This is a genomic window from Plantactinospora sp. CA-294935, from assembly GCF_050936445.1.
Taxonomy (GTDB): Bacteria; Actinomycetota; Actinomycetes; order Mycobacteriales; family Micromonosporaceae; genus Plantactinospora.
The window spans coordinates 3,256,931-3,273,643 of record NZ_JBNJMU010000001.1; the positions used below are offsets into that span (position 1 = coordinate 3,256,931).

Below are 16,713 nucleotides of genomic sequence, written 5' to 3' on the forward strand. Positions count from 1 at the left end.
TCGACCGCGGTGACTGTGTGATCCGGCACAGTCCGCGGTGTGGCGGAGGAAACTTCGTGGGGCAGCGGACACAAGAAAACCGCCCGACCGGTTTCGATCGGGCGGTAAAGCGGCGTGACGCGGGGTCAGGAAGCGGCTACGTCGGTGTACAGATCGTCGACTTGTAGCTGAATGTCCACTCCCCGGTCCCGCAGGTAGGGGATCGGGTCGGTCGGCTTGCCGTTGACATGCAGCTCGAGGTGCAGGTGCGAGCCGTAGGAGTGGCCGGTGTTGCCGACCAGGCCGAGCTGATCGCCGGCCTTGACCTCCTGCCCCTCGCTGACCAGTAGCTGCGAGGAGTGCCCGTAGATGGACTCGGTGCCGTCGGTGTGCTGGACGATCACGCAGTAGCCGTACCCGCCGAACCAGCCGGCCTTGGTCACCGTGCCCGCGTGCACCGCGTTGTACGGCGTCCCCTCGGGAGCGGCCAGGTCGATGCCGGCGTGCAGCTTGTTCCACTTCATCCCGTACGGCGAGGTGAAGCTGTAGTTGTCGAGCGGAAGCCGCCAGACATCGGGGGCGGCGGCCAGGGTGGAGGCGAGCCCGTCGGCCCGGTCGTCGTCCCGGGACGCGGCGCCCTGCTGGGCGTCGGCGGCCCGCGCGCTCAGGTCCTCGCTGGTGGCGGCGGCCTTCTCCAGGTCCGCCAGTGCGGAGGGGCTGACCGCCTTGGCGTCGGGCAGGGCTCCCGCGCCGAGCGCGACGACACCGGCTCCGACGAACGCGGTGGTGACAACAGCGGCGTAGCGGCTGCGCGGAGGTGTGGGGACGCGGCGTCGCCCTCGATAGCGATCGGGCTCAGACGACAGGCGCTGGCGCACGCACACCCTCCGTTGTCGGGTCAGTGTTGCGACCGTGACCGATGTTCGACGATCGAGGTGAACTCCGGTTGACCGCGTTGTCGTCCGGTCATGGACCTGATGACAACCGTGGGCCACGGTAGCCAACCCCTAGGCGCGCCACAAGTCGCAGCGCCAGATTGCCGGTGCGCTGTGCGGTTGTGCGTCATGGAATGCCATATCTCGTAACCTTTTGCGATCGGCCTCGTTAGTAGCGCTCCGTTACCTCAGCCGCAGCAGGGTGTCATCGACCCGACTCGTGTCGGAGCCTCCTTCGAGGACTCCCTAAGGGGTATGGCCGGAGGGGTTCCCGGGGTGCGGCGGCGTGTCGGCCGGGGCACGCCGGGCCACTGCCGCCTCGGCGCACCGTCGGGCGCGGGTGCCCTGTCGGTGCGCCGACCCCGCCCGCTTCCGGGCGCCATGCGCCGCCTGCTTCCGGGCGCCATGCGCCGCCTGCTTCCGGGCGCCATGCGCCGCCTGCTTCCGGGCGCCATGCGCCGCCTGCTCCCGGGGCTCGTCGCAGGGCCTGCTCCCGGGGCTCGTCGCTCGGGCCTGCTCCCGGGGCTCGTCGCCCGGGGAGTTCCCGGGGGGCCGGCAGGCGGGTTACCGTTCGTTAAGGTAGCTCTGGTCGGGTGTCCAGGAGAGGTGTCGCGCTGATGAGTTCTCGGATCCGGGTGGTCGTCGCCAAGCCTGGCCTGGACGGGCACGACCGGGGGGCGAAGGTGGTCGCCCGGGCCCTGCGGGACGCCGGGATGGAAGTCATCTACACCGGCCTGCACCAGACGCCTGAGCAGATCGTCGAGACGGCGATCCAGGAGGACGCCGACGCGATCGGCCTCTCCGTGCTCTCCGGGGCGCACATGACGCTCTTCCGCCGGGTGCTGGAACTGCTCGCCGAGCGGGATGTGACGGACCTGGTCGTGTTCGGCGGCGGGATCATCCCGGACGCGGACATCCCGGAACTGGAGCGGCTCGGCGTGGCCAGGATCTTCACCCCGGGTGCCACCACCGGCTCGATCGTGGAGTGGGTCCGGAACAACGTGGGCCAACCGGTCGTCGGCTGACCGCCACGACCCGCCGTAGCCCGACGGTCGGACGGCTCCGGGGCGTACGCTGCGGAAATGGGGGAGAGGCCGGACGCACCCCTCACACGTCCGGCCTCTCTATGCGCGATGCCCCGCCGCCACCCCTCGACCGACAGGGCATCGGCCGTCTTCGTCATCGCGCTTCCCCCAGCGCTCCGACATCAGACTCAACGACGTCCCTTACGCCGGGTTACGCCGCCCGGGAAATCTTTTCCCCGGCCACCGCCCACCCGCGACCGCGACAGCGGCCGGCCTGCTGTGCGTTACCGCACACCGAGCACCCACGTGGATGCCCGGCGTGCTCACCTCGCTAGGCTGCGGCCGATGGCCTGTTCGTGCGTACAGCAGGCCCAACTCATTCACACGCTGGCGGCGGTGCGACGGCGCGCCGCGGAGACGGGACGGGACGCGCAATCGTGGACCTGTACGAATACCAGGGGCGTGAGCTGTTCGAGCGGCACGGACTGCCCGTGCTGGCCGGCGGTGTCGCGACGACCCCTGAGGAGGCCCGCGCGATCGCCGAGCGCCTCGGCGGCCGGGTGGTCGTCAAGGCTCAGGTGAAGGTCGGCGGCCGGGGCAAGGCGGGCGGCGTCAAGCTCGCCGAGGGGCCGGACGAGGCGGTGGCCCGGGCCACCGACATCCTCGGCATGGACATCAAGGGCCACACGGTCAACAAGGTCATGCTGACGGTGACCGCGGACATCGCCGAGGAGTACTACTTCTCCTACCTGCTCGATCGCGCGAACCGCACCTTCCTCTGCATCGCCAGCGTGGCCGGCGGGATGGACATCGAGCAGGTGGCCGCCGAGACGCCGGAGCGGGTCGCCAAGGTGACGATCGACGCGAACGCCGGGGTGGACGAGGCCAAGGCGCGGGAAATCGTGGAGGCGGCCGGCTTCCCGGTCGAGCTGACCGACCAGGTCGTGCCGATCGCCGTACGCCTCTGGCAGGCGTTCGTAGCCGAGGACGCCACCCTGGTCGAGGTGAACCCGCTGGCCCGGACGACCGACGGCACAGTGCTCTGCCTCGACGCGAAGGTCTCGCTCGACGAGAACGCCGGCTTCCGGCACCCCGACCACGAGGCGCTGGTCGACCAGGCGGCCGTGGACCCGCTGGAGCAGCGGGCCAAGGAGAAGGACCTCAACTACGTCAAGCTGGACGGCGAGGTCGGCATCATCGGCAACGGCGCCGGCCTGGTCATGTCCACCCTCGACGTGGTGGCGTACGCGGGCGAGTCGTACGGCGGCGTCAAGCCGGCGAACTTCCTCGACATCGGCGGTGGCGCCAGCGCCGCGGTGATGGCGAACGGGCTGGAGATCGTACTCTCCGACCCGTCGGTGCGCAGCGTCTTCGTCAACGTCTTCGGCGGCATCACCGCCTGCGACGAGGTCGCCAACGGCATCATCCAGGCACTGGCCCTGCTCGCCGAGCGCGGTGAGACGGTCGACAAGCCCCTCGTGGTACGCCTCGACGGCAACAACGCGGAGGCCGGGCGGGCCATCCTCGACGGCGCCGCCAACCCGCTGGTGCAGCGGGTGGACACTATGGATGGCGCGGCCCAGCGGGCCGCCGAGCTCGCGGCTGCGGGGGTCTGAGATGGCAATCTGGCTGACCAAGGAGTCCAAGGTCGTCGTCCAGGGGATGACCGGCTCCGAGGGGATGAAGCACACCCGGCGGATGCTGGCCGCCGGCACCAACGTGGTCGGTGGGGTCAACCCGCGCAAGGCCGGCCAGAAGGTCGCCTTCGACGGCGTTGAGCTGCCGGTCTTCGCGAACGTCGCCGAGGCGATGGCGGCCACCGGTGCGGACGTCAGCGTCATCTTCGTACCGCCGCAGTTCACCCGGGGCGCCGTGGTCGAGGCGATCGACGCCGGCATCCCGCTCGCGGTGGTGATCACCGAGGGCGTACCGGTGCACGACACCGCCGCCTTCTGGGCCTACAACCTGGCGCAGGGGGAGCGGACCCGGATCATCGGGCCGAACTGCCCCGGCATCGCCTCGCCGGGCGCCGCCAACGCCGGCATCATCCCGGCCGACATCACCGGCACGGGCCGGATCGGCCTGGTCAGCAAGAGCGGGACGCTGACCTACCAGATGATGTACGAGCTGCGCGACATCGGCTTCTCCACCTGTGTCGGCATCGGCGGTGATCCGATCATCGGCACCACCCATATCGACGCGCTCGCGGCGTTCCAGGCAGATCCGGAGACCGACGCCATCGTGATGATCGGCGAGATCGGCGGTGACGCCGAGGAGCGGGCGGCCGAGTTCATCAAGGCCAACGTCACCAAGCCGGTGGTGGGCTACATCGCCGGCTTCACCGCGCCGCCCGGCAAGACCATGGGGCACGCCGGGGCCATCATCTCCGGTTCGGCCGGCACCGCCGACGCGAAGAAGGCCGCCCTGGAGGCGGTCGGGGTCAAGGTCGGCAAGACGCCGAGCGAGACCGCACGGCTGATGCGGGAGCTGATGTCCGGCAACTGAGCCGTCGACGTGTTGTTCCGGGGTGGTCGGCGTGCGCCGGCCACCCCGGTTCCGTCCCGGCCGGCAGGCCGGCCCCGTACGGTGGGAGGCGGGGCTCTGCGCGGAGGCAGGGCACCGTGCCCAGGGACGCGGCTCTGTGCCAGGGAGTCGGGCCGGACAGTTTCCGGACCGCGCCGGCTCCGCCGGGCCCATCCTGGTGGAGTCCGGATTCCTCCCGGGCCTGAAGGCCGGGGCATCCTCCGGAGATCCCGGTGAACCCGGCCGACCCGCTGCCGTGCCAGAGTAGGTGCTGATGCCTCCACCCACCGTTCCTGACCGGCCGCGTCGGTCGGAGACCGAACCGGACCCGCCGGAGACCGCACCGGTCGCACCGGCGGCGCCCGCCGGTGCCGCGCGATCGGCCGGACGGTCCGGGCCGGCGGACGGCCGGGAGCCGCGCCGGAGCGGGCCGGCCGGGGAGCGCCGGGTGCCCCGGCCGAGGCGGGGCGGGGCGGGACGTCCGGGCCGGGCTCCGCTGGCGGTCGCGGCGGCGGTCGCCGCCGGCTGGGCGGCCCTGATCGGCTATCTGCCGGTCGCCGTGGTGCTGGGGGCGGCCCGGTTCGCCGAGGGCAGCGACGAGGTCCTCGGCGCCGCCCGGCTGGGCCTGGCCGGATGGCTGCTCGGGCACGGCGTACCGCTGCACACCGATGCCGGGCCGTTCGGCCTGCCGCCGCTCGCGCTCGCCATGCTGGCGGCCTGGCGGCTGAACCGGGCCGGCGTGCACGTCAGCCGGGCGGTCCGGGTCCGGGAACGGCCGACAGCCGGCCGGGCGCTCGCCGTCGCGGTGGCGGTCGGCGTCGGGTACGGGGTACTCGGCGCTCTGGCCGCGCTGCTGCTCGGCGGTACCGGGCCGACCGCCGACCCGGTACGGGCCGGGCTGACGCTGACCGGCTTCGGCACTCTCGCCGCGCTGTTCGGTGCGGCCCGGGCCAGCGGTGTGCTGGTGGCGGTGGCCCGGCGTACTCCGCTGGTGTTCCGGGACGGGCTGCGCACCGGGGTGGTCGCCGCCCTGCTGCTGCTCGGGGCCGGGGCCGGGGCGGCCGGGCTGGCGGTGGCCACCGGCGGCGGCGAGGCCGGCGACATGATCGGGGCCTACCGCACCGGTGTACCGGGCCAGGCGGGCATCACCCTGATCAGCCTCGGCTACGCGCCGAACGCCGCGGTCTGGGCCGCCAGCTATCTCCTCGGGCCGGGTTTCGCGATCGGCACCGACACGGTGGTCCGGACCTCCGAGGTCTCCATCGGAGCGCTGCCGGCCGTACCCTTGCTGGCCGGGCTGCCGCAGGGGCCGCTCGGCGGGGTCGGTGGCGCCGTGCTGGCCGTGCCGGTGCTGGCCGGCATGGCCGCGGGCTGGCTGCTCGCGCGTCGTCGGACGCGTTCCGCGGCCGAGCGGAACGCCTCACCGCCCGGCTGGGCCGCGCTGCTCGGCGCGGCCGCGGTCGGCGGTCCGGTCGCCGGGGTGGTACTCGGCGCGGCGGCCCTGCTCTCCGGCGGCCCGCTCGGTGGCGGCCGGCTCGCCGAGGTGGGACCGGCCTACTGGCAGGTCGGCGCCGGGGCGACCGTCGTCGTGCTGATCGGTACCCTGATCGGCGCCGCCGCGACCCGGGCCGTGGCCCGAGGCTGACCGGCCGGTCCGGAACATGCTTGGCCCGAGGCTGACCGGCCGGTCCGGAACATGCTTGGGGCGCCCCGGAAACTCCGGGGCGCCCCAACGCGGCTGTCACGACTCCGGACGGCTGTACCCCGTCCGGGCGGTCGTCACGGGGTGTAGCCGAAACCGTTGACGTTCAGCACGACCGCGAGGATCACGTTGAGCACCCCGAGGAGCAGACCGACGGCACCGCAGATCAGACCGGCCAGGGCCTGACCCCCGTTGCTGGCCTCACCCCGGCTGGCCTTGCCCCGGCCGAGGAAGCCGAGCACGATGCCGGCGATGCCCGCGATGATGCCGAGCGCGGCACAGCAGGCCGCCGGAATCGAGACGATGCCGACGATCATCGCGACCAGGCCGAGGGTGTTGTTCTGCCCGCCGGCCGGTGCGTATCCGCCGGTCTGGTAACCGGGTGCCGCACCATAGGGCTGGCCCGGCATCGGCTGCTGCTGACCGTACGGGTCCTGGTACGGCTGCTGCGCGTCCTGGTACTGCGGCTGCCCGTACGGCTGCCCAGGGGTCGGTTGCCCGTACGGCTGGCCCGGGGTCGGCTGCCCGTACGGCTGCCCCGACGCGGGCTGCCCCGACGTCGGTTGCCCGTACGGCTGGCCTGACGTGGGCTGCCCGTACGGCTGGCCCGAGGTCGGTTGCCCGTACGGCTGGCCCGAGGTGGGCTGCGGCGGCTGCGCGTACGGATCCTGTTGCTGTGGTGCGTTCGGATCCGACGGCTGCTGCCCGTACGGGTCCTGGCCTGGGTAGCCGGGCTGCATGACAAGACTCCTTCGACAGGTCTTTCAGACTAGATGCTCGACGCCGAGTTGGCGCTGATGACGAAGCTGATGACGCAGCAGATCAGCGAGACCGCCCAGATGCAGATGCCGATGATCAGGGCCAGCTTCGACCACTTGCGGGACTCGGCGGCGGCGGCCTGGGCCGCCGGGTAGTTGCCCTGCTGGAGCAGCGGGTTCACCTTGGAGGCGTTGATGATGGCCGGGATGGCCAGCGGCCAGAACAGGAAGATCGCGACGATGGACATCGTCATGTTGTTGTTGATCTCTTGCGGCGGGTGTGAGGGGTAACCGGGTTGCATGTGTGTTGGGCTCCTTGGCCTGCACTCAGCGCATGTATGGAATTACCGAGGGGCTATCTCCTGGGGCAGGTCACTGCCCCGAGCGTCCGGCAGCGTACCTAATCAGCGCCACTTTGGTGGCCCGCTCGCCGCCCGACATGCCGATCGTGATCGACGCCGCTCCCTCGGCGACGTGCTCGGGTCGCGCCGCCGGGAAGCCGACCTGAGCTGCCCGATAGGGTGCTGGGGTGACTGAGCCCGCGTCGGCAGCCCGCATCGTCGTCCTCGTCTCCGGCTCCGGGAGCAACCTCCAGGCCCTGCTCGACGCCGGTGCGGATCCGGCCTACGGCGCCCGGGTGGTCGCCGTCGGCGCCGACCGGGAGGGCATCACCGGGCTCGACCGGGCCGCCGCGGCCGGGGTACCCACCTTCGTCGCCCCGGTCAAGGCGTACCCGACGCGGGAGGACTGGGACCGCGCGCTCACCGCGCACGTCGCCGGGTACGAGCCCGACCTGGTCGTCTCGGCCGGCTTCCTCAAGCTGGTCGGCCCGCACTTCCTGGCGGCCTTCGGCGACCGGTACGTCAACACGCACAACTCGCTGCTGCCCGCCTTTCCCGGCATGCACGGCCCGCGCGACGCCCTCGGCTACGGAGTCAAACTCGCCGGGGCCACCCTGTTCTTCGTCGACGCCGGTGTGGACACCGGGCCGATCATCGCCCAGGTGGCGGTGCCGGTGCTCGACGACGACGACGAGGAGACCCTCACCGAGCGGATCAAGGTGGCCGAGCGACGGCAGCTCGTCACGCAGGTCGGCCGGCTGGTCCGGGAGGGTTGGACGATCACTGGAAGGAAGGTCACGATCGGAGTGAGCGACACGAGTTCCGGCGCGGACGGCCGGCGGCCGATCAGGCGCGCGCTGGTCAGCGTCTACGACAAGACCGGCCTGGTGGAGCTGGCCCGGGCGCTGCACGGCGCCGGAGTCGAGATCGTCTCCACCGGCAGCACGGCGGCGAGCATCGAGGGGGCCGGGATGCCGGTCACCCCGGTCGAGTCGCTGACCGGGTTCCCCGAGGTGCTCGACGGCCGGGTCAAGACGCTGCATCCGAAGGTGCACGCCGGGCTCCTGGCCGACCTGCGACTGGAACGGCACGCGGCACAGCTCGGCGAGCTGGGCATCGCCCCGTTCGACCTGTTGGTGTCGAACCTCTACCCGTTCACCGAGACGGTCGCCTCCGGTGCGGACTTCGACGAGTGCGTCGAGCAGATCGACATCGGTGGGCCGGCGATGGTCCGGGCGGCCGCCAAGAACCACGCCTCGGTGGCGGTGGTGACGTCGGTGTCGGCGTACCCGTCGGTGCTGGCCGCCCTGGCTGACGGCGGCTTCAGCGCCGGGCAGCGCCAGCAGCTCGCGGCCCGCGCCTTCGCCGACATCGCCGAGTACGACGTGGCGGTGGCGAACTGGTTCGCGGTGCGTACCGGGCCGGCGGAGCAGGAGTGGCCGGCCTTCGCCGGTCAGGTGCTGACCGCGCCCACACCGCTGCGGTACGGCGAGAACCCGCACCAGGCGGCGGTGCTCTACGTCGACCCGGCGTCCCCGCCCGGGCTGGCCCAGGCCGAGCAGCTGCACGGCAAGGAGATGTCCTACAACAACTACGTCGACGCGGACGCGGCCTGGCGGGCGGTGAACGACTTCGCCGACCGGCCGGCGGTGGCGATCATCAAGCACGCCAATCCGTGCGGCATCGCGGTCGGCGCCGATGTGGCGCAGGCGCACCGCCGCGCGCACGCCTGCGACCCGGTCTCCGCGTTCGGCGGGGTGATCGCGGTCAATCGGCCGGTCTCGGTCGAGATGGCGCAGCAGGTCGCCGAGGTCTTCACCGAGGTACTGGTGGCACCCGACTTCGCGCCGGGTGCGGTGGATGTGCTCTCCGGCAAGAAGAACATCCGGCTGCTGCGGGCGCCCGCCTGGGCGCCGTACCCGGCGGAGTGGCGCCCGGTCAGCGGCGGCGCGCTGGTGCAGATGGCCGACCGGGTGGACGCGCCCGGCGACGATCCGGCCGGCTGGCGGCTGGTCACCGGCGAGCCCGCCGACCCGGCGACCCTGGCCGACCTCGCCTTCGCCTGGCGGGCCGTCCGGGCGGTGAAGAGCAACGCGATCCTGCTCGCCAGCGAGGGCGCGACCGTCGGGGTGGGGATGGGTCAGGTCAACCGGGTCGACTCGGCGCACCTGGCGGTCTCCCGGGCCGGCGCCGAACGGGTCCGGGGCGCGGTCGCCGCCTCGGACGCGTTCTTCCCGTTCCCGGACGGGCTCCAGGTGCTGATCGACGCCGGGGTCCGGGCGGTCGTCCAGCCCGGCGGCTCGGTACGCGACGAGGAGGTCGTCACGGCGGCCACGGCGGCCGGGATCACCATGTACTTCACCGGCACCCGGCACTTCTTCCACTGACCCACTGCACCGATCGACCACGCGACCGGCGCGGGACTTCCGGCGGCCGGCGGTGCCCCCTCGGCACCCCGGACGCCTGGGACCCGCGCCGGTTCGCGCCAACCGAGTCGCGCCGGGGACCGCCGGGAGTCTCCCGCACCGGTCCCCGCGCGGCCAGCCCGGCGGCGAGGGCGCCGTTCGTCGCGCCGGTCAACCGACCCGGAGCAGCGCGCTGCCGGTCGCGCCGCCGGACCGGCTGGCCCGTACGGTCCAGCAGCCGGCGACCGGGAAGTTCCAGCCGGTACCCCACTCGTCACCGGGTCTGGTCCAGGTGCTTCCGCCGTGCCCGGTGGGTCCCCAGAGCGGTTCGATGGTGACCCCGTCCGGGCCGGTGGCCTGGATGCTGAAGGTGCCGGAGCCGGTCATCCGCCACACGATCTTCTCGTCCCGTCCGGTGCGCAGGCCCGGGCCGCCGCGCGGGAATAGCAGTCCCCAGAACGAGTTCCCGGCGTCCGCCACGCCCTGCACCTCGAGCGGGTCGTCCGGCGAGCCTGCCCCGTCCGTGCAGGTGCCGGCCGGTTCGGCGGCGGCTCCGGTCGCGGGCACCGATCCCGCGGCGGTCCCGGGCGACGGCGGCACGACGGTCGGGCCGGCGGTGCCCGGGCCCTCCTCGCCGCAGCCGAGCAGCGGAACAGTCAAGGCCACCAGGGCGAGCGTCACGAGCAGTCTTCGCACCATGTAGGCGAGAGCCCGGAAACCATTGTGTGGTTCCCGGGCTCTCCACCCCCGCCGTCCGCTCGGTCCTGCCTCGCGCTCGGCGTCCAACCCTTCCGGAGCGGTCCTGCCGCCCGGTCGGTCCATGCGCTCCCGCCCGTCGCTCCCGCCGACCGCCGCCCGCCAGGAGGCGATCCGGCCGGCCGGGCCCGGTCAGGAGACGACGTGCTGCTTGAGCTCGGCGAAGTGGCAGGCCGAGGGGTGCGGCTCGACGGCCCGGAGCACGAGCTGCGGCTCCTGGGTGGCGCAGATCTCCTGCGCCTTCCAGCAGCGGGTGCGGAACCGGCAGCCCGACGGCGGGTTGGCCGGCGACGGTACGTCACCGTCGAGCCGGATGACCTCGCGGTGCGCCCGGGCCTTCGGGTCCGGCACCGGCACCGCCGAGAGCAGCGCCTGGGTGTACGGGTGGGTCGGCCGCTCGTAGATCTCGTCCTCGGTACCGATTTCCACGATCTTGCCCAGGTACATCACCGCGACCCGGTCGGCGATGTGCCGGACCACCGACAGGTCGTGCGCGATGAAGATGTACGACAGCCCCAGCTCGTCCTGGAGGCTCTCCAGCAGGTTGATCACCTGCGCCTGGATCGACACGTCCAGCGCCGACACCGGCTCGTCACAGACGATGATCTCCGGCTTGAGCGCGAGCGCCCGGGCGATGCCGATCCGCTGCCGCTGACCGCCGGAGAACTGGTGCGGATAGCGGTTGACGTGCTCCGGGTTCAGCCCGACCAGGTCGAGCAACTCCTGCACCCGCTGCCGACGGCTGCCCCGCGGCGCGGCGTCCGGGTGGATGTCGAACGGCTCGCCGATGATGTCGCCGACCGTCATCCGTGGGTTCAGCGAGGTGTACGGGTCCTGCATGACCATCTGCACGTTCCGGCGCATCCGGCGCAGCTCCGCGCCGGAGAGCTTGAACATGTCCCGGCCCTCCAGCATCGCCCGGCCCGAGGTCGGCGTCTCCAGCCGCATCAGCAGCTTGGCCAGGGTCGACTTGCCGCAGCCGGACTCGCCGACGATGCCGAGGGTCTCGCCCCGGTTCAGCTCGAAGCTGACCCCGTCAACCGCCTTCACGGCGCCGATCTGCCGCTTGAAGACGATGCCCTGGCTGATCGGGAAGTGCTTGACGACGTTCTCGACCCGCAGCACGGTCTCGCCGCGCGGCTTGACCGGTGCGGCTGGCCCGGCGCCGCCGGTGCCGGACTGCGGGTTTCTCGGCTCAGACGCGGCCATCGAGGACCTCCTGGGCGAAGTGGCAGGCGCTGGTCCGGCCGTTGCCGAGCGGCCGGACGGCCGGTACGACGTCGACGCACTCCTGCCGGGCGTAGGGGCAGCGCGGGTGGAACGGGCAACCGCTGGGGATGCGCATCAGGTTGGGCGGCAGCCCCTTGATGGTGGTCAGCCGCTGACCCTTGAGGTCGAGCCGGGGAATCGACTCCAGCAATCCCTTGGTGTACGGGTGTGCCGGTGCCTCGTACAGCGAGTGCACGTCGGCGTGCTCGACGATCCGGCCGGCGTACATCACGGCGATCCGGTCGGCCACGTCGGCGACGACCCCGAGGTCGTGGGTGATCAGGATCATCGCCATGTTCAGGTCCCGGCGCAGTTCGCCGAGCAGGTCCATGATCTGGGCCTGCACGGTCACGTCCAGCGCGGTGGTCGGCTCGTCCGCGATCAGCACCGCCGGGTCCAGCGCCAGCGACATCGCGATCATGACCCGCTGCCGCATGCCGCCGGAGAACTGGTGCGGGTAGTCGCCGATCCGCTGCCGGGCCGCTGGGATCTTGACGAGTTCCATCAGCTCGATCGCCCGGCGCTTGGCCTGGGCCCGGGACAGGCCCTCGCGCAGCCGCAGCATCTCGCCGATCTGCCAGCCGACCGGGAAGACCGGGTTCAGTGCGGAGAGCGCATCCTGGAAGATCATGGAGATCTGCTTGCCGCGTACCTTCCGGCGCTCCTCCTCGGAGAGCTTCAGCAGGTCGGTACCGCGGTAGAGGATCTGCCCGGCCGGGATGACCGCCGGTGGCATGTCCAGGATGCCCATGATCGCCTGGGCGGTCACCGACTTGCCGGAGCCCGACTCGCCGAGCACCGCCAGGGTCTCCCCGGCGTCCAGGTGGTACGAGACACCGTTGATCACCTTGGCCACGCCGTCCCGGGTGCGGAACTCGACGAAGAGGTCCCGTACCTCCAGCAGGTGCCCGCCGTCGGCGCCGGCACCCTGCGGCCCGGGCAACCCGCTCCGCTCGTTCACGTTCACGGTCATCTGATCACCGCAGCTTCGGGTCGAAGGCGTCGCGGATCGCGTCGCCGAGCATGATGAAGGCCAGTACGGTCAGCGCCAGGAAGGTCGAGGGCACCACCAGCGGAATCGCCGACTCCCGCATGTGCGTACGGCCGGCGTCGATGTCGATGCCCCAGGAGATGGTCGGCGCCTTCAGGCCGATGCCGAGGAAGGAGAGCGTCGCCTCGGCGGCGATGAACGAGCCGAGCGCGATGGTCAGCACCACGATCACCGGGGCCAGTGAGTTGGGCAGGATGTGCCGCCACATGGTCCGGCCGTTGCCGGCACCGAGCATCCGGGCCGCCGCCACGTAGTCCTGCTGCTTGGCACTGATCACCGAGGACCGGATCACCCGGGCGGCGGTGGTCCAGCCGAGGATGGCGAGCACGAAGATCACCGCGATGATCCGGACGTTCGGGCTGTCGCTGCTGATCCGCTTCAGCATGACGATCGCGGCGAGCAGCAGCGGGATGCCGAGCACCACGTCGATCACCCGGGACAGCGCCGCGTCGATCCACCGGCCGAAGTAGCCGGCGAGCATGCCGACGGTGATCGCGATCAGCCCGGTGACCAGCGCGGAGAACGCACCGACCAGCAGCGACGCCCGGGCACCGAAGACGGCGCGGGCGTAGGTGTCGCAGCCCTGGAAGTCGTACCCGAACGGGGCGCCGCCGCCGGGCCCGGCGTGCTGCCGGGCCAGCGTGCAGTCGTGCGGGTCGTTCGAGGTGAACAGGCCGGGGAAGGCCGCCATCGCGGTGACCGCCAGGACCAGTACCAGCGAGATCCAGAAGATCGGGTTGCGGCGCAGGTCGCGCCAGGCGTCGCCGGCCAGACTGCGCGGCCGGGCGGCCGGGTCGCCGGACCCGGCCTTGCCGCCGGCCATCTCGGCCGCGGCGACGGTCTCAAGCTCACTCATGCCGCCACCTCGCTTCGCCCGGCGTCGTCATGAGTTCCAGCACTGAGCTGGCTGATTCGTTCGCTTCGCTCACTCATGCCCAGTCCCTCACTCGTACCGGATGCGGGGGTCGAGGACGGCGTAGAGGACGTCCACCACGAGGTTCGACACCAGATAGACCACGACCAGCACGCTGACCAGGCCGACCACCAGCGGGCCGTCCTCGGTCTTGATGCCGCGGAAGAGGTTGAACCCGACGCCCGGGATGTTGAAGACGCCCTCGGTGATGATCGCGCCGCTCATCAGGTTGCCGAGTTCGACGCCGAGGAAGGTGATCACCGGGATCAGCGAGTTCCGCAGTACGTGCACGCTGACGATGCGGCGGATCGGCAGGCCCTTGGCCTTCGCGGTCCGTACGTAGTCGGAGCGCAGGTTCTCGGCGACCGAGGTACGGGTCAGCCGCAGTGCGGTGGCCAGCGACAGGGAGCCGAGCACGATGCCGGGTAGCAGCAGGGCGTAGATGCTGGGCTCCGATCCGGCGGTCGGCGGGAAGAGCGGCAGCTTGACGCCGAGGAAGTACTGGGCCAGCGGCGCCAGCACGATGGTCGGGATGCCCAGCACCAGCAGGGTCAGCGCCAGGGTGGCGTTGTCGAAGATGCCGCCCCGGCGGAGCCCGGCGATGACCCCGGCGGTGACGCCGACCAGGATCGCCACCAGCAGCCCGATGATCGCGAGCTTCACGGTGACCGGCCAGGCCTGGGCCAGCATGTCGCTGATCTTCCGGCCGGTGAGCGAGTCGCCGAGGTCGCCACGGAGCAGATTGCCGACGTAGTCGAAGTAGCGGTAGAAGAAGCCGCCGACGCCGGTCTGGTCGAGGTGGAACTTCTCGGTCAGGTACGCCCGCTGCGCCTCGCTGACCGGGCGCTCGCCCGCGAGCGCCTGGATGGGATCACCCTGTCCGGCGAACATCAGCGCGTAGACGATCAGAGTGGTCCCGAAGAAGGCCAGGACCATCTGAAGCAGGCGCCGCACGATGTAGCGGAACATGCTTGCTTACTCTCCGTGGGGATGGCTGGAGCGCGGTGTTGTGCGGGAAACGGTCCGGGCCACCCGAGGAGTTACCGGGTGGCCCGGACCGACCTTGCGGTCAGCTAGCTGACGACTTCGATCTTGGTCATGTCGACGACCTGGAAGAGGTCGACCTCGACGTTCTTGACCCGGGTCGAGTGCGCGTAGACGTTCTGGCCGAACCGGAGCGGGATCACCGGCATCTCGGTGGCCAGGATGTCCTCGGCCTGCTGGTACTTCTTGACCGCCTCGTCCGGGGTCGCGGCGGTGGTGCCCTCCTGCACCAGGCGGTCGAACTCCGGGTTGCTGTACCCGTAGTAGTTCGACGAGCCGTTGGTGGTGTACAGCGGGCCGAGGTAGTTCTCCATCGACGGGTAGTCCATCAGCCAGCCCATCCGGATCAGGCCGACCGGCTGCTTGCCCTCGACCTTGGTCAGCAGGTCCGAGAACTTCGGCTCGGCCGCACCGACGCACTCCACGCCCAGGTTGGCCTTGAGCTGGTTGCAGGTCGCGTCGACCCAGTCCTTGTGCCCACCGTCACCGTTGTAGGTGATCTTCAGCTCGGCGGGACCGCCGGCGGCCTGGTACAGCTCCTTGGCCTTGGCCGGGTTGAACTCGCAGGCCTCGCCGCAGGTGTCGTCGCGGTAGCCGGCGACCACCGGGGAGACGAACGAGCGCGCCGAGATCTGCGACTCCTTGAAGATCGACTTGGTGATCTCGTCCCGGTCGATCGCCATGGAGATCGCCTTGCGCACGTCCGGCTTGCTGAACTCCTCCTCGAACGTGGGGAAGGCCACGAACTGGAAGGACGAGTTCGGGCTCTGCTGGAAGCGGTCGCCCAGGTCCGTCGCGGCGGTGCTCAGGCTCTCCGTCGGGACGGTCACGTCCACGTCGAGGTTGTCCGACAGCACGTCCGCGTAGGCCGCGGTGAGCTGCTGGTAGATCCGGAACTCGGCACCGGCGATCTTCGGCTTCTCGCCCGGGAACGCGTCGTAGCGCTCGACCTCGACCTTGGCGTCGTGCTGCCAGGTGCCCTTCATCTTGAAGGGGCCGTTGCCGATCGGGGCGTCCTCGTAGCCGTCCTTGACCACGCCGGGCGCCGAGAAGGCGGCCGCCGGCAGCGGGTAGAACGCGGTGTAGCCGAGCACGGTCTTGAACTCGCTGTACGGCTTGGCCAGCGTCACCGTGAAGGTCAGGTCGTCGACCTTCTTCAGCCCGGTCATGGTCTTGGCCTTCGGCTCCGGCGCCTTCTGCGGGCCGTCGCCGTCCGGGTCCTTCGACTGGAGGTCCTCGTAGCCGGCGATCTTCTCGAAGAAGTAGCTGTTGCCCTGGCCGTTCGGCGCGTAGGCGCCGTAGTTCCAGGCGTTGATGTAGCTGTCCGCGGTCACCTTCTCGCCGTTGTGGAAGGTGTAGCCGTCCTTCAGCTTGATCGTCCAGGTCAGGTTGTCGGTCGAGTTCACGGACTCCGCGGCGACCTCGAACGGCTTGTTCTGCTCGTCGTAGTCGACTAGCGGGGTGAACAGGGCGGAGAGCACCTGGTTACCGCTCGAGTCGTTGGTGTTGGTGGAAATCAGGTGCTGCGGTTCCGCGATCTGGACGGAAACCGTCGCATTCGGGTCGCTCTCCCCCGAGTCGCCGCCACTGCCACAGGCCGCGAGGCCGAGGGTCGCGGCGAGGGGGAGGGCGGTCCAGGCAGCGAGCCTACGAACCTGCATTGAGCCTCCTCGTCTCCTTACGCTGAGCAGTCGTCCCCACACGGAGGTAACGCTGTGCAACGCTCGGCAAAGGTAGGTCGTAGCAGGACGCCTGGCCAAACTGGATGATTACGAGTCAGTAACACAGAGGCCTGGCGGGACTTGCGCATATCCGCTCTGAGCTGCTATCGCGGCTTCGGTACAGGTGATGTGCAGATTCGGGCATCCAGAATCTATAGGCATGAAAGGTGCGGCCTGGATGTTGTGAGCCGGGCAACGTGTCGCCGGAGATTAATCCGCATTCGCCCTGATCGGGTCTTCCATATTGTGGACAACTCCACAAGATCTCACTGAGCGTGACTAAGAACACGG

General features: G+C 70.8%; 14 protein-coding genes. 5 read left to right on the forward strand and 9 right to left on the reverse strand.

The features are described 5' to 3' along the window. Positions 1 to 125: 125 nt before the first annotated feature. Positions 126 to 857, reverse strand: coding sequence for a M23 family metallopeptidase (locus ACQEVC_RS14580; protein WP_432877254.1), 732 nt, complete (start codon positions 855 to 857; stop codon positions 126 to 128). A 674-nt stretch (positions 858 to 1,531) separates the two neighbouring features. On the opposite strand from ACQEVC_RS14580, the gene ACQEVC_RS14585 reads away from it, so the two are divergent. From ACQEVC_RS14585 to ACQEVC_RS14600, 4 genes are all read left to right on the forward strand, one after another. Next, entirely contained in the window at positions 1,532 to 1,939 is a 408-nt protein-coding gene (locus ACQEVC_RS14585) for a cobalamin B12-binding domain-containing protein (protein WP_346258210.1), read from the forward strand. 437 nt (positions 1,940 to 2,376) lie between these two features. Further along, positions 2,377 to 3,555, forward strand: coding sequence for an ADP-forming succinate--CoA ligase subunit beta (gene sucC / locus ACQEVC_RS14590; RefSeq protein WP_432877258.1), 1,179 nt, complete (start codon positions 2,377 to 2,379; stop codon positions 3,553 to 3,555). 1 nt (position 3,556) lies between these two features. Further along, on the forward strand, positions 3,557 to 4,444 hold the full coding sequence (gene sucD / locus ACQEVC_RS14595) for a succinate--CoA ligase subunit alpha (RefSeq protein WP_432877261.1): 888 nt from the start codon (positions 3,557 to 3,559) through the stop codon (positions 4,442 to 4,444). 292 nt (positions 4,445 to 4,736) lie between these two features. Next, the gene (locus ACQEVC_RS14600) at positions 4,737 to 6,107 is read left to right on the forward strand and encodes a cell division protein PerM (RefSeq protein WP_432877264.1); all 1,371 of its coding nucleotides are present in this window, start codon (positions 4,737 to 4,739) and stop codon (positions 6,105 to 6,107) included. Between the two features lie 134 nt (positions 6,108 to 6,241). Here the strand turns inward: ACQEVC_RS14600 and ACQEVC_RS14605 are convergent, their stop codons facing one another. Together ACQEVC_RS14605 and ACQEVC_RS14610 are read right to left on the reverse strand one after the other, a co-directional pair. Then, entirely contained in the window at positions 6,242 to 6,904 is a 663-nt protein-coding gene (locus ACQEVC_RS14605; protein ID WP_432877266.1) for a DUF4190 domain-containing protein, read from the reverse strand. A 29-nt stretch (positions 6,905 to 6,933) separates the two neighbouring features. Then, on the reverse strand, positions 6,934 to 7,224 hold the full coding sequence (locus tag ACQEVC_RS14610; protein ID WP_346258206.1) for a CD225/dispanin family protein: 291 nt from the start codon (positions 7,222 to 7,224) through the stop codon (positions 6,934 to 6,936). Positions 7,225 to 7,451: 227 nt separating this feature from the next. Here ACQEVC_RS14610 and purH point away from each other — a divergent pair, with 227 nt between their 5' ends. Continuing rightward, the gene (gene purH / locus ACQEVC_RS14615) at positions 7,452 to 9,650 is read left to right on the forward strand and encodes a bifunctional phosphoribosylaminoimidazolecarboxamide formyltransferase/IMP cyclohydrolase (RefSeq protein ID WP_432877268.1); all 2,199 of its coding nucleotides are present in this window, start codon (positions 7,452 to 7,454) and stop codon (positions 9,648 to 9,650) included. Positions 9,651 to 9,839: 189 nt separating this feature from the next. On the opposite strand, the gene ACQEVC_RS14620 is transcribed toward purH, so the two are convergent. The 6 genes from ACQEVC_RS14620 to ACQEVC_RS14645 all read right to left on the reverse strand — a co-directional run bounded on the left by ACQEVC_RS14620 (position 9,840) and on the right by ACQEVC_RS14645 (position 16,362). Continuing rightward, complete coding sequence (locus tag ACQEVC_RS14620) at positions 9,840 to 10,367, reverse strand: hypothetical protein (protein ID WP_432877270.1); 528 nt, start codon at positions 10,365 to 10,367, stop codon at positions 9,840 to 9,842. A 189-nt stretch (positions 10,368 to 10,556) separates the two neighbouring features. After that, on the reverse strand, positions 10,557 to 11,633 hold the full coding sequence (locus ACQEVC_RS14625) for an ABC transporter ATP-binding protein (protein WP_432877272.1): 1,077 nt from the start codon (positions 11,631 to 11,633) through the stop codon (positions 10,557 to 10,559). Next, a complete protein-coding gene (locus ACQEVC_RS14630) occupies positions 11,620 to 12,666 on the reverse strand; it encodes an ABC transporter ATP-binding protein (protein ID WP_432877274.1) in 1,047 nt (348 codons plus the stop codon). Before ACQEVC_RS14630 ends, ACQEVC_RS14625 begins: the two co-directional genes overlap by 14 nt. A 4-nt stretch (positions 12,667 to 12,670) precedes the next feature. Further along, on the reverse strand, positions 12,671 to 13,600 hold the full coding sequence (locus tag ACQEVC_RS14635; RefSeq protein ID WP_432877276.1) for an ABC transporter permease: 930 nt from the start codon (positions 13,598 to 13,600) through the stop codon (positions 12,671 to 12,673). A gap of 87 nt (positions 13,601 to 13,687) precedes the next feature. Beyond that, the gene (locus ACQEVC_RS14640; protein WP_432877279.1) at positions 13,688 to 14,626 is read right to left on the reverse strand and encodes an ABC transporter permease; all 939 of its coding nucleotides are present in this window, start codon (positions 14,624 to 14,626) and stop codon (positions 13,688 to 13,690) included. 104 nt (positions 14,627 to 14,730) lie between these two features. After that, on the reverse strand, positions 14,731 to 16,362 hold the full coding sequence (locus tag ACQEVC_RS14645) for a peptide ABC transporter substrate-binding protein (RefSeq protein ID WP_432877282.1): 1,632 nt from the start codon (positions 16,360 to 16,362) through the stop codon (positions 14,731 to 14,733). Positions 16,363 to 16,713 lie beyond the last annotated feature (351 nt).

Bases quoted from the DNA above. Each gene is read 5' to 3' on its own strand.
- ACQEVC_RS14620 (WP_432877270.1), bottom strand. From the start codon at position 10,367: ATGGTGCGAAGACTGCTCGTGACGCTCGCCCTGGTGGCCTTGACTGTT.
- ACQEVC_RS14625 (WP_432877272.1), bottom strand. From the start codon at position 11,633: ATGGCCGCGTCTGAGCCGAGAAACCCGCAGTCCGGCACCGGCGGCGCC.
- ACQEVC_RS14610 (WP_346258206.1), bottom strand. From the start codon at position 7,224: ATGCAACCCGGTTACCCCTCACACCCGCCGCAAGAGATCAACAACAAC.
- ACQEVC_RS14635 (WP_432877276.1), bottom strand. From the start codon at position 13,600: ATGAGTGAGCTTGAGACCGTCGCCGCGGCCGAGATGGCCGGCGGCAAG.
- ACQEVC_RS14605 (WP_432877266.1), bottom strand. From the start codon at position 6,904: ATGCAGCCCGGCTACCCAGGCCAGGACCCGTACGGGCAGCAGCCGTCG.
- ACQEVC_RS14600 (WP_432877264.1), top strand. From the start codon at position 4,737: ATGCCTCCACCCACCGTTCCTGACCGGCCGCGTCGGTCGGAGACCGAA.
- ACQEVC_RS14585 (WP_346258210.1), top strand. From the start codon at position 1,532: ATGAGTTCTCGGATCCGGGTGGTCGTCGCCAAGCCTGGCCTGGACGGG.
- ACQEVC_RS14645 (WP_432877282.1), bottom strand. From the start codon at position 16,362: ATGCAGGTTCGTAGGCTCGCTGCCTGGACCGCCCTCCCCCTCGCCGCG.
- sucD (WP_432877261.1), top strand. From the start codon at position 3,557: ATGGCAATCTGGCTGACCAAGGAGTCCAAGGTCGTCGTCCAGGGGATG.
- ACQEVC_RS14630 (WP_432877274.1), bottom strand. From the start codon at position 12,666: ATGACCGTGAACGTGAACGAGCGGAGCGGGTTGCCCGGGCCGCAGGGT.
- ACQEVC_RS14640 (WP_432877279.1), bottom strand. From the start codon at position 14,626: ATGTTCCGCTACATCGTGCGGCGCCTGCTTCAGATGGTCCTGGCCTTC.